The sequence below is a fragment of the Streptomyces smyrnaeus genome (genome assembly GCF_017676345.1).
GTDB lineage: Bacteria > Actinomycetota > Actinomycetes > Streptomycetales > Streptomycetaceae > Streptomyces > Streptomyces smyrnaeus.
In genome coordinates, this window is sequence record NZ_JAFFZM010000001.1 from 359,416 (window position 1) to 370,711 (window position 11,296).

General features: G+C 73.5%; 13 protein-coding genes and 1 pseudogene. 11 read left to right on the plus strand and 3 right to left on the minus strand.

Features of this window, described 5'->3' with window-relative positions; translation table 11 throughout:
- The first annotated feature begins 4 nt into the window (after positions 1-4).
- The 6 genes from hypB (at position 5) to JW613_RS01655 (ending at position 7,520) form a co-directional block, all read left to right on the plus strand.
- Entirely contained in the window at positions 5-799 is a 795-nt protein-coding gene (gene hypB / locus JW613_RS01630; protein WP_209208872.1) for a hydrogenase nickel incorporation protein HypB, read from the plus strand.
- The gene (gene hypF / locus JW613_RS01635) at positions 786-3,182 is read left to right on the plus strand and encodes a carbamoyltransferase HypF (RefSeq protein WP_209208873.1); all 2,397 of its coding nucleotides are present in this window, start codon (positions 786-788) and stop codon (positions 3,180-3,182) included. The genes hypB and hypF overlap by 14 nt, the downstream gene beginning before the upstream one ends.
- Before the next feature lie 24 nt (positions 3,183-3,206).
- The gene (locus tag JW613_RS01640) at positions 3,207-3,512 is read left to right on the plus strand and encodes a HypC/HybG/HupF family hydrogenase formation chaperone (RefSeq protein WP_209208874.1); all 306 of its coding nucleotides are present in this window, start codon (positions 3,207-3,209) and stop codon (positions 3,510-3,512) included.
- Positions 3,509-4,633, plus strand: a complete 1,125-nt coding sequence (gene hypD / locus JW613_RS01645; RefSeq protein WP_209208875.1) for a hydrogenase formation protein HypD — start codon at positions 3,509-3,511, stop codon at positions 4,631-4,633. The genes JW613_RS01640 and hypD overlap by 4 nt, the downstream gene beginning before the upstream one ends.
- Before the next feature lie 113 nt (positions 4,634-4,746).
- On the plus strand, positions 4,747-5,787 hold the full coding sequence (gene hypE / locus JW613_RS01650) for a hydrogenase expression/formation protein HypE (protein ID WP_209209196.1): 1,041 nt from the start codon (positions 4,747-4,749) through the stop codon (positions 5,785-5,787).
- A gap of 50 nt (positions 5,788-5,837) precedes the next feature.
- The gene (locus JW613_RS01655; RefSeq protein ID WP_209208876.1) at positions 5,838-7,520 is read left to right on the plus strand and encodes an enoyl-CoA hydratase-related protein; all 1,683 of its coding nucleotides are present in this window, start codon (positions 5,838-5,840) and stop codon (positions 7,518-7,520) included.
- A gap of 154 nt (positions 7,521-7,674) precedes the next feature.
- Here the strand turns inward: JW613_RS01655 and JW613_RS01660 are convergent, their stop codons facing one another.
- The gene (locus tag JW613_RS01660) at positions 7,675-7,911 is read right to left on the minus strand and encodes a chaplin (protein WP_209208877.1); all 237 of its coding nucleotides are present in this window, start codon (positions 7,909-7,911) and stop codon (positions 7,675-7,677) included.
- Positions 7,912-8,318: 407 nt separating this feature from the next.
- Here JW613_RS01660 and JW613_RS01665 point away from each other — a divergent pair, with 407 nt between their 5' ends.
- Positions 8,319-8,522 carry a hypothetical protein gene (locus JW613_RS01665; RefSeq protein ID WP_209208878.1) on the plus strand — a complete coding sequence of 68 codons (204 nt, stop codon included), beginning with the start codon at positions 8,319-8,321 and terminating at the stop codon, positions 8,520-8,522.
- Positions 8,523-8,664: 142 nt separating this feature from the next.
- On the opposite strand, the gene rpsN is transcribed toward JW613_RS01665, so the two are convergent.
- Positions 8,665-8,970, minus strand: a complete 306-nt coding sequence (gene rpsN, locus JW613_RS01670; protein ID WP_209208879.1) for a 30S ribosomal protein S14 — start codon at positions 8,968-8,970, stop codon at positions 8,665-8,667.
- Positions 8,970-9,206, minus strand: a complete 237-nt coding sequence (gene rpmB, locus JW613_RS01675; RefSeq protein WP_209208880.1) for a 50S ribosomal protein L28 — start codon at positions 9,204-9,206, stop codon at positions 8,970-8,972. Before rpmB ends, rpsN begins: the two co-directional genes overlap by 1 nt.
- Positions 9,207-9,271: 65 nt before the next feature.
- Here rpmB and rpmG point away from each other — a divergent pair, with 65 nt between their 5' ends.
- From rpmG to rpsR, 4 genes and pseudogenes are all read left to right on the plus strand, one after another.
- Complete coding sequence (gene rpmG, locus JW613_RS01680; protein WP_099885384.1) at positions 9,272-9,436, plus strand: 50S ribosomal protein L33; 165 nt, start codon at positions 9,272-9,274, stop codon at positions 9,434-9,436.
- A 55-nt stretch (positions 9,437-9,491) separates the two neighbouring features.
- A pseudogene (locus JW613_RS01685) lies at positions 9,492-9,737 on the plus strand (type B 50S ribosomal protein L31); the annotation flags it as partial.
- Positions 9,738-9,808: 71 nt separating this feature from the next.
- The gene (locus tag JW613_RS01690; RefSeq protein WP_209208882.1) at positions 9,809-10,966 is read left to right on the plus strand and encodes a CobW family GTP-binding protein; all 1,158 of its coding nucleotides are present in this window, start codon (positions 9,809-9,811) and stop codon (positions 10,964-10,966) included.
- Positions 10,967-10,990: 24 nt separating this feature from the next.
- Positions 10,991-11,227: a 30S ribosomal protein S18 gene (gene rpsR / locus JW613_RS01695; RefSeq protein ID WP_209208883.1), complete on the plus strand. Its 237-nt coding sequence runs from the start codon at positions 10,991-10,993 to the stop codon at positions 11,225-11,227.
- Positions 11,228-11,296: the final 69 nt, after the last annotated feature.

The window sequence follows — 11,296 nt, forward strand, 5'->3', positions numbered from 1 at the left end:
AGCCATGTGCCGTGTCGCCGATCTGCAACAGGCCGTGCTGGCGCGGAACGACAGCCGTGCCGAGCGGCTGCGCGCCGAGCTGACCGCGCGCGGGACCGCCGTGGTCAATCTGCTCTCCAGTCCGGGCAGCGGCAAGACGGCCCTGCTGGAGGCGGAGTTGCGGCTGGCGCGGGAGCGCGGCGTACCGACGGCCGCGCTGACCGCCGACCTGGCCACCGAGAACGACGCGCGGCGGCTGGCGCGCTCCGGGGTGCCGGTCAAGCAGGTGCTGACGGACGGGCTGTGCCATCTGGAGGCGGACATGCTCGCCGGGCACCTGGCCGACTGGCTGCCCGCCGACACCCGGCTGCTGTTCGTCGAGAACGTGGGCAATCTGGTCTGCCCCGCCTCCTACGACCTCGGTGAGTCGCTGCGCGTGGTCCTCGCCTCGGTCACCGAGGGCGAGGACAAGCCGTTGAAGTACCCCACGGCGTTCGGGCTGGCGCAGTTGGTCGTCGTCACCAAGCAGGACCTCGCGCAGGCGGCCGGCTTCGATCAGGAGGCCTTCCACGCCAATGTGCGGCAGGTCAATCCGGGGGTCGAGGTCGTCGACACCTCGGTGCGCACTGGCCTGAACCTCGGCGTGCTGCTGGAGCGGGCGCTGGCGGCGGGCGACGGTACCGCCGTGCACCGCCCGGTGATGGCCCGCCGGGCAGCTGCCGGCCCGCACACCGAAGCGCACCCGCACAGTCACCCCTACGCCCACGCGGACACCGACCCGCACGCACCCGCCGAACCCCACGCGCATGTCCAAGGCTGACGTCGCCGGGGCCGAGCGCAGCCGGGTCCTGATCCGGGGCGTGGTGCAGGGGGTGGGGTTCCGCCCGTACGTGTACGCGCTCGCCGACCGGCTGGGGCTCTCCGGCCATGTCACCAACACCGGCGAGGGGGTGGTGGCCGAGGTGGAGGGCGCCTGGGAGGCCGTCGCCGCCTTCCGGGAGCGGATCGGCGCCGAGGCCCCGCCGCTGGCCGTCGTCGAGTCGGTCACGCACCAGCCGCTGCCTCCGGTGGGTGCCACGGGCTTCCGTATCGTCGCCTCCCGCTCCGGTGGGGCGCGGCGCACCCTGGTCGCGCCGGACACGGCCACCTGCGAGGCCTGCCTGCGGGAGCTGACCGACCCGGCGGACCGCCGCTACCGGCACCCCTTCGTCACCTGCACCGACTGCGGGCCGCGTTTCACCATCGTCACCGGCCTGCCCTACGACCGGGCCAACACCACGATGCGCCGGTTCGCGATGTGCGAGCGGTGCGCCCGCGAGTACGACGACCCCGCCGACCGGCGCTTCCACGCCCAGCCCGTCTCCTGCCACGAATGCGGACCCCGCGCCCGGCTGCTGGTGCCCGCGGCGCCGGAGCCGGGCTGGACACAGGCGCCCGGCGAACCGGTGGCCGGGGCCCGGCGGTTGCTGAGGGACGGCGCGGTGGTCGCCGTCAAGGGGCTGGGCGGCTACCACCTGGCGTGCGACGCGGGCAACGAGGAGGCGGTGCGGCTGCTGCGCCGTCGCAAGGCGCGCGGGGACAAGCCGTTCGCGGTGCTGGCCCGCGAGGTGGCCGACGTCGCGCGGCTGGCCGTCGTGGGCCCGGCCGAACGCGCGCTGCTGACGGGCAGCCGACGCCCCGTCGTACTGCTGCGCAAGCGCGCCGACGCGGCTGCGTCGGACGGTCCGCCGCTGGCCGCCGCCGTCGCCCCCAAGAGCCCCGATCTGGGCGTCATGCTCCCCTACACTCCGCTGCACCACCTGCTCCTCGGTCTGCCGGGCGACCCTCCCGGACCCCGGCTCCTGGTACTGACCAGCGGCAACCTCGGCGGCGAGCCCATCGTCACCGGCGAGGAGGAGGCGCTGGAGCGGCTGGCGCACCTCGCGGACGCCTTCCTCGTCCACGACCGGCCCGTCCATGTGCCGTGCGACGACTCGGTGGTGCGGGTGTGCGCGGGCGAAGAACTGCCGGTGCGCCGCTCGCGCGGGTACGCGCCGCTGCCGCTCACGCTGCCGGTGCCGGTACGGCCGGCGCTCGCGGTCGGCGGGGACGTGAAGAACGCCTTCTGCCTGGGCGAGGGGCGGCACGCCTGGCTGTCGGCGCACATCGGGGACATGGACGACCTGGCCACGCTGGGTGCCTTCGAGCGCGCCGAGAAGCAGCTGGAGGACATCACCGCCGTCTCCCCCGGGCTGCTGGTCGCCGACCGGCACCCCGCCTACCGCTCGGCGCGCTGGGCCGAACGGAACGCGGACGGCCGACCGCTGCGCCGCGTCCAGCACCACCACGCCCACATCGCCTCCGTCATGGCCGAGCACGGGCTGGACGGCTCCCGGGCCGTGCTCGGCGTCGCCTTCGACGGGACCGGGTACGGCGACGACGGCGCGGTGTGGGGCGGCGAGTTCCTGCTGACGGACTACGACGGCTTCACCCGGTTCGCGCACCTGCGGTACGCGCCGCTGCCCGGCGGTGACGCCGCGGTACGGCACCCCTACCGGACGGCCCTGGCCCACCTGTGGGCCGCCGGGCTCGGCTGGGACCCGGACCTGCCGTGCACCGCCTGCTGCCCGCCGACCGAACTCCAGGTGCTCGCACGTCAGTTGGAGCGCGGGCTGCAGTGCGTACCGACCTCCAGCATGGGGCGGCTGTTCGACGCCGTGTCCTCGCTGACGGGTATCTGCCACCGCTCGGGATACGAGGCGCAGGCGGCGATGGAGCTGGAGGCGGCCGCCGCGGCCTGCGCCGAGGCGCAGGTGCACGACTACGACTTCCCGCTGCTGCCCGCGGATGCCGACGGCGTGCGGGTGGCCGATCCCGGCCCGCTGCTGGCCGCCGTGGTCGGCGAGTTGCGCGCGGGTGTCGCGCGGGAGGTGATCGCGGGGCGTTTCCACGCGGCCGTCGCGGCGCTGGTCCGTCGTACCTGTGCGGCGGCGCGCGAGCGGTACGGGGTGGAGACGGTGGCGCTGAGCGGCGGTGTGTTCGCCAACGCCGTGCTGTCCGAGGCCTGTGTGAGCGGTCTGCGCGCGGACGGCTTCTCGGTGCTGCGGCACCGGCTCGTACCGCCCGGGGACGGCGGGCTGGCCCTGGGGCAGCTCGTGGTCGCGGCGCGTGTACCGCGGACCGAGGCAACTTCCCCGCCGCCGACCTGTTCCGCGGCGCACTGACCCACCGTCCAACGAGGAGAGGCCATGTGTCTGGCGGTACCCGGCAAGGTCCTGCGGATCGAGGAGCGTGACGGCACCCGGATGGCGTCCGTCGACTTCGGCGGGGTGGTCAAGGAGGTGTGCCTGGAGTACGTGCCCGACCTGCGGGTCGGCGAGTACACGATCGTCCACGTCGGTTTCGCCCTGCAACGGCTGGACGAGGAGTCGGCCCGGCAGACCCTCGAACTGTTCGAGAACCTCGGGCTGCTGGAGGAGGAGTTCGGCGACCCGTGGCAGGCCGCCGAGGACGCGCAGCGCGCCGACGACGCACAACAGGAGGTGCGGCTGTGAAGTACATCGAGGAGTTCCAGGACCCGCTGCTGGCCGAGCGGCTGCTGGAGGACATCCACGCCACCGTCACCCGGCCCTGGGCACTGATGGAGGTGTGCGGCGGGCAGACGCACTCCATCATCCGGCACGGCATCGACCAGTTGCTGCCCGAGGAGGTCGAGCTGATCCACGGCCCCGGGTGCCCGGTGTGTGTGACCCCGCTGGAACTGATCGACAAGGCGCTGGAGATCGCGTCCCGGCCCGAGGTGATCTTCTGCTCGTTCGGCGACATGCTGCGGGTACCGGGAACCGGGCGTGACCTCTTCCAGGTCCGCTCGGAGGGCGGTGACGTGCGCGTCGTCTACTCGCCGCTGGACGCGCTCACCCTGGCCCGGGAGAACCCCGACCGGGAGGTCGTCTTCTTCGGCATCGGCTTCGAGACCACGGCCCCGCCCAACGCCATGGCCGTGCACCAGGCGGCGAGGCTGGGGCTGCGCAACTTCAGCCTGCTCGTCTCCCATGTGCGGGTCCCACCGGCCATCGAGGCCATCATGCGCTCGCCGGACTGCCGGGTACGCGCCTTCCTGGCGGCCGGGCACGTGTGCAGTGTGATGGGGACCGAGGAGTACCCGGCGCTGGCGGAGCGCCACGAGGTGCCCATCGTCGTCACCGGATTCGAACCGCTGGACATCCTGGAAGGGGTGCGCCGGGCGGTACGGCAGCTGGAGGCGGGCCGCCACACGGTCGAGAACGCCTACCCGCGCGCGGTCGTGGCGCAGGGCAACCCGGCGGCCAGGGCGATGCTGGACGAGGTGTTCAGCACCACCGACCGCGGCTGGCGCGGCATCGGCGTCATCCCGGACAGCGGCTGGCGGCTGGCACCCCGCTACCGGGAGTACGACGCGGAGCACCGCTTCAGCGTCGAAGGCATCACCACCCGGGAGCCCGCGGCCTGCCGCAGCGGCGAGGTGCTGCAAGGGCTGCTGAAGCCGCACGAGTGCGAGGCGTTCGGCACCACCTGCACGCCACGCACCCCGCTCGGCGCCACGATGGTCTCCAGCGAGGGTGCCTGCGCCGCCTACTACCTCTACCGCCGGCTCGGCGGAACGACCGACGCACCACTGGAGGCGAGCATCCGTTGACCAGCACCGAGGCCGTCGAGCCGACGGCGGGCGTGGGCACCGAGGACGAGGCGGGCGCCGCCGGGGCGGACGTGGGCGCCCGAGCGGACGCCGAAGTCCCTCCCGCGCCGGACCTGTCCGGCTGGAGCTGCCCGGCACCGCTGCGCGGCCGGGAGCGGATCGTCCTGGGGCACGGCGGGGGCGGCGCGCTCTCCGCCGAGCTGATGGAGCACGTCTTCGCCCCCGCCTACGGCGGTCGGGCACTCTCGACGCTCGCCGACTCGGCCGCGCTGGAGGTCGACGGCGCCCGGCTGGCGTTCTCCACCGACTCCTTCGTGGTGCGACCGCTGTTCTTCCCCGGCGGCAGCATCGGCGACCTGGCCGTCAACGGCACCGTCAACGACCTGGCGATGAGCGGGGCGAGGCCCGCCTACCTCTCCTGCGGATTCATCCTGGAGGAGGGCGTGGAGCTCGACGTCGTGGCGCGGGTCGCCGAGGCGGTGGGAGCGGCGGCCCGCACGGCCGGGGTCGAGATCGCCACCGGGGACACCAAGGTGGTGGAGGCGGGACGCGGCGACGGCGTCTATCTGAACACCGCCGGGATCGGTGTGATCCCCCACGGCGTCGACATCCGGCCCCGGCGGGCCGCGCCCGGCGATGTCGTCATCGTCAGCGGAGCGATCGGTGTGCACGGCGTCGCGGTGCTGAGCCGGCGCGAAGGGCTGGAGTTCGAGGCCGCCGTCGAGAGCGACTGCGCGGCCCTCGGCTCCCTGGTGGCGGACATGCTGGCCGTCACCAGGGACCTGCACGTCCTGCGCGACCCGACGCGCGGCGGTGTCGCCGCCGCGCTCAACGAGATCGCGACGGCCGCCTCGGTCGGCGTCGTTCTCCAGGAGCGGGCGATCCCGGTACCCGAACAGGTGGCGAGCGCCTGCTCGATGCTGGGGCTCGACCCGATGTACGTGGCGAACGAGGGCAAGCTGCTGGCCTTCGTACCGCGCACGGAGGCCGACGCCGTGCTCGCCGCGATGCGCGCCCATCCGCTGGGGGCCGAGGCCGCCGTGATCGGCGAGTGCGTCACCGACCATCCGGGCATGGTCGTCGCCCGTACCGGGCTGGGCGGCACCCGGGTCGTGGACCTGCCGCTGGGTGAACAACTGCCCCGAATCTGCTGAGCCGGCACCGACCGGCCGGCACACCGACGAGCCATCACCAGGAGGTCGTGGTGCGGATCCTGCTCATCGCGAGCGCCTTCAACAGTCTGACCCAACGCGTCCAGGCCGAACTGCGGGACGCCCGCCACACCGTCGCGACCGAGGTGGTCCGCGACGGCGAGGAGGTGCGGCGCGCGGTGGACCGGCACGGCCCGGAGCTGGTGGTCGCGCCGATGCTGCGGACACCCGTGCCCGCGGACGTGTGGTCGCGGCTCACCTGCCTGATCGTGCACCCCGGCCCACCCGGGGACCGGGGCCCCTCCTCGCTCGACCGGGCCGTGCACGAGGGCCGCACCCACTGGGGGGTGACGGTGCTGCAGGCCGAGGCGGAGCTGGACGCGGGCGCCGTCTGGGCCTCGGCGGAGTGCACCCTGCCGGAAGGGACGAGCAAGAGCGACCTGTACCGGGGCGAGGTGGCCGACGCGGCGCTCGAAGCGGTCAGGAACGCCGTGGCCCGGTTCGCCGCCGGCGGCTACCGGCCCCGCTCCCAGGACGGGCCCGAGCCCTCCGTCAGACCGCGGCTGCGCCAGGCCGAGCGCCGGATCGACTGGCAGACCTTCCGGACGCTGGACGTACTGCGTACCCTGCGCGCCGCCGACTCGCAGCCGGGGGTGCTGGACGAACTGCTGGGCGAGGAGTGGTTCCTGCACGGCGGGCACGCCGAGGACCAGCTGTACGGCACCCCGGGAGAGATCCTCGCCACCCGCGCGGGCGCGATTTGCCGGGCGACGGTCGACGGCGCCGTGTGGATCCCCCAGCTGCGGCCACGCCGCTCCCCCGACGGCCGCCGGACGTTCAAGCTCCCCGCCACGCTGGCGCTGGGCAGCCGGCTCCCGGACGTCCCGGAACGGCCCGCCCCGCTCGAACTCGCACCCGAGCGGCTGACCCACACCGAGATCCGGTACCAGGAGCGCAACGGCGTCGGCTTCGTGCGCTTCTCCTTCCCCGGCGGGGCGATGAGCACGGTGCAGTGCCGGCGGCTGCTGGCCGCCTACCGGTATGCGTGCACCCGGCCGACCCGTGTCGTGGTGCTGGGCGGGGCACGGGACTTCTTCTCCAACGGCATCCATCTGGGCGTCATCGAGGCGGCCCGGGACTCGGCGGCCGAGGGCTGGGCCAACATCCAGGCCATCGACGACGTGGTCGAGGCGGTACTGACCACCACCGACCGGCTGGTGGTGGCCGCGCTGGGCGGCAACGCGGCAGCGGGCGGCGCGATGCTGGCCGCCGCCGCCGACGAGGTGTGGTGCAGGGCGGGCGCGGTCCTCAACCCGCACTACCGGCTCATGGGCCTGCCGGGCTCGGAGTTTTGGACGTACACCCTGCCGCGCCGTGTCGGACCGGAGATCACCGAGGCGCTGATGCGGGACGCCGAGCCGATGAGCGCCGCCACCGCGCGCCGGATCGGGCTGGTCGACCGGGTCCTGCCGACCTCGCCGACGGGCTTCGCGCCACGGGTCGCCGAGCTGGCGGCGGCGCTGGCCGAGGACCCGGCCACCCACCAGCGGCTCGCGGTGAAGAAGACCAACCGCGCCCGCGACGAGGCCACCGAACCGCTGGCCGCCTACCGGGACCGGGAGCTGGCCGCGATGCACCGCGTCCTGTTCGACCCGGCGGCCCCGCACCACGCGCTCCGCGCGGCGTTCCTGCGCAAGGAGCCCGCGCCGACCTGCGGCCCGGCCCTGCGGGGGTAGGTCCGCGCGCGGGGGCACGCCGACCACGGTGCCGCCGTGCGCACACGAACGCCCCGCCGGGAGGCGGGGCGTTCGTGTGGCAACGAGATGAATCCGCGCCCGGAGGCGGGCGGCGGGTCGCGGCCCGCCTCCGGGCGCAGCGGTGGAAGCCGTGTCAGTCGGCGACGCAGGCGTTGCCGAACGCGGGGTTGACGAGCCCGACGATGTTGATGGTGTTGCCGCACAGCTGGACCGGTACGTGCAGCGGGACCTGTACGACATTGCCGGAGATCGCCCCCGGCGAGTGCGACGCGCCGCCCTGGGCCCCCGAGTCGGCGGCCGCTGCCGTGGCCCCGCCGAGAACGGCGGTGGCGGCAAGACCAGAGGCGGCAACCGCGGTACGGATGCGCATGATGATCCTCCCTTGTTCTATGTGCCAGACCCGCACAAGAGTGCACCTGCCCATGAACCGGGCATTCCGTCGCCACGCCCAACTCCGGGGCCGCCCACCCGATCGGGCGAGCCGCGGGCCAACGCCGCACCACCGCACCGCCCGTGAACGAGGCGTCGGCGCAGCCACCGGGCACCCGGCACCGGCATCGGTGGTCCGGCGGAGAGGACAGCGACGGGAGCGGCACCCGGGCCCGGGCGTCGGCCGCCGGGCCCCGGCCGACCGTTGGGCGGCGGCGCGGAAGTGGCGAGGCGCGTCTGAGCCATTCGGGTCCGTTATGCCGTGTCCTTCATATATTGCTCTGTGATGCCCGGCCGGGTGGTGACGATGGAGCGGTCCTCGTTCTTCGGACCTTCACGGAGGTTTTCATGCGCACCCTCACGCGCTCCCTTGCCATCGGCCTGGTGACGCTCGGTCTGGCCGCGGCCGGCACGGCCTCGGCGGTGGCCGGCGGCCACGGCAAGGTACACAAGGAGATCCACAACAAGAAGGTCGTCGTCAAGATCTCGGACGACGACAACATCATCAACGACTCCGCCTTCTTCATGTTCGGCGGCATGCAGAACGGCTGACGGCCGCAGGCCGGCCCAGGCCGGCCGACCGCACCCGTGACGGGCGTGGAGAGGCTCACTCCGAACCTCCAAGGACGAGCCTCTCCACGCCGTTTTTCACGCCTTCGAAGCCGCCGCTCCCCGCTCCTCGCTCAGCAGGACGTCACCAGGAGGACTTGGTGACTCCCGGCAGATGACCGGCGTGCGCCTGTTCGCGGAAGCGGACGCGGGAGAGCCCGAAAGTACGCAGATGGCCGCGGGGGCGGCCGTCCACACTGTCCCGGTTGCGCACCCTCGTGGGGCTGGCGTCGCGCGGCTGACGCCGCAACTCCGCCAGCGCCGCGCGCCGTTCGGCGTCCGTCGACGAGGGAGCGCGCAGAATCTCCTTGAGCTCGGCACGGCGGGCCGCGTAGCGCGCCACCGTCGCCCGGCGCTGCTCATTCTTCGCGATCTTGCTCTTCTTCGCCATCAGACCCTCCCGCCCCGCGAGCGGATCCGGGCCACGGCCCGCTCGACGCCGATCGCGTCCACGGTCTTGATGCCCTTGGTGCTCAACCTCAGCCGCACGTAGCGGCCTTCGCTCGGCAGCCAGTAGCGCTTGCGCTGCACATTGGGGTCGAAGCGGCGGGACGTGCGCCGGTGGGAGTGGGAGACGGTCTTGCCGAAGCGCGGTTGCGCCCCGGTGAGCTGGCAGTGGGCCGACACGGGTGTTACCTACCTCTCGTGGGACTCAATTGGAAATGATTTCCATTAGCAATATAGTGGCTGCCATGGCTCGCAACGAACTACGCCCCCTCGTCAAGCTCCGCTCCACCGCGGGCACCGGCTACACCTACGTGACCCGCAAGAACCGGCGGAACGACCCCGACCGGCTGACCCTGCGCAAGTACGACCCGCGCGCCCGCCGCCACGTCGACTTCCGCGAAGAGCGCTGAGACAGCCCGGCAGACGCTGAGACAGCCCCAGAGACCCGAGGGAGAGGCACCCGAGATGAAGCCTGGAACCCACCCCGCGTACGGCCCGGTGGTCTTCCGCGACAAGAGCGCCGACTACGCCTTCCTGACCCGCTCGACGCTCACCAGCGAGCGGACCGTCCAGTGGGAGGACGGCAACACCTACCCCGTCGTCGACGTGGAGATCTCCTCGCGCAGCCACCCCTTCTACACCGGCACCGCCCGCGTCGTGGACAGCGCCGGACGCGTCGAGCGGTTCGAGCGCCGCTACGGCCGCTCCGGCACCGAGCGCCGCGCCGGGCGGGACGGAGACGCCGGACGGGACGGACGCGACGGGCGGGACGGAGCGGAACGATGACGCCCGAAAAGGAGCGCCCCCAGCTGCCCGTCGTCCTCGTCGCGGGCATGCACGCCGACGCGCGCCGCCGCGCCGTCGACCGGCTCCTGGCCGACGTGCCCGGCAGCGTGGCACTCCACCACGACCTGGGATCCGCTGCCGACGGTACCGTGACACGTACCGTGCGCGACGCCACGGGCGAGGTCTCGCGCGGTGCGGCGCCCCTGGTCAACGACTGCGCCTGCTGCGCGCTGCGCGAGGACCTGATGCCGGAGCTGCTCCGGCTGGCCGGGAGCGCGCGGCTCGCCGTCGTCGAACTGTGGGATTCCGTCGAGCCCATGGCGATGGCCGAGGCCGTCGCCGCGCACGGCGGGCACACGGTCGGACCGACCAATGTGATCACCGCGGTCGACCCGGCGCTGGTGCTGCCCTGCCTGGCCAACGGTGACGACCTCACAGAGGCCGGACTCGCCGCGGCCGCCACCGACCAGCGCACCGTCGCGGACACCCTGGCCCGGCAACTGGAGTACGCGCCCGTGCTCGCCCTCGTCGACGAGGACGAGGCCGACGACGAGGACCGGGCACTGCTCACCCAACTCCACCCCACGGCACGGCAGGTGCCGCTCGACTCGCCGGAGCTGGCCCAGCTCGCCTTCGCGGGCTTCGACGTCGAGACCGCCGCGGCGGCCCAGCACCCCTCGTGCGCGCTGCTGCCCCAAGAGGCCGACGAGGCGGGCGTGGCCACCCTCGTCTGGCGCGGCCACCGGCCCTTCCACCCGGGCCGGCTCTACCAGGCCCTGGAGGACCTGACCTGCGCGGCGGCGCGCAGCCGCGGCAGATTCTGGCTCGCCGACCGGCCCGACACCCTGCTGGGCTGGGACGCCGCCGGAGGCGCCCTGAGCGTGGAGACCGCGGGGCCGTGGCTGGCCTCCCTCCCGGACGCCGCCTGGGATCTGGTGCCGCCCATGCGCCGGGCCGCCGCCTCCCTGGACTGGCACCCCCGGCACGGCGACCGCTGCCAGCACCTGGTCTTCATCTCGCCCGGCCTCGACCGCGAGGGACTCACCCAGTTGCTGGAGAGCTGTCTGCTCACCGACGCGGAGTACGCCGCCGGACGCGAGGCCTGGAAGCGCTTCCCGGCCGCCTTCGACGACCTCCTCTCCCCCGTCTCCTGACACCCACCACACCAAGGAGCACCCATGCCCCGCCGCAACTCCGACCGCAAACAGCAGCGCCCCCGTCCCAACCCGCTGGACGTGGCAGGCGTCACCTACATCGACTACAAGGACACCGATCTGCTGCGCAAGTTCATCTCCGACCGCGGCAAGATCCGCAGCCGCCGCGTCACCCGCGTCACCTCCCAGCAGCAGCGCCAACTCGCCACCGCCATCAAGAACGCCCGCGAGATGGCCCTCCTCCCCTACGCGAGCCGCTGACCGACACCTCCACCGCCCTACGCTGCCGCTGTGCTCCCTCCGCCGCCGGCTGGGGGGCCGACCCGCGCG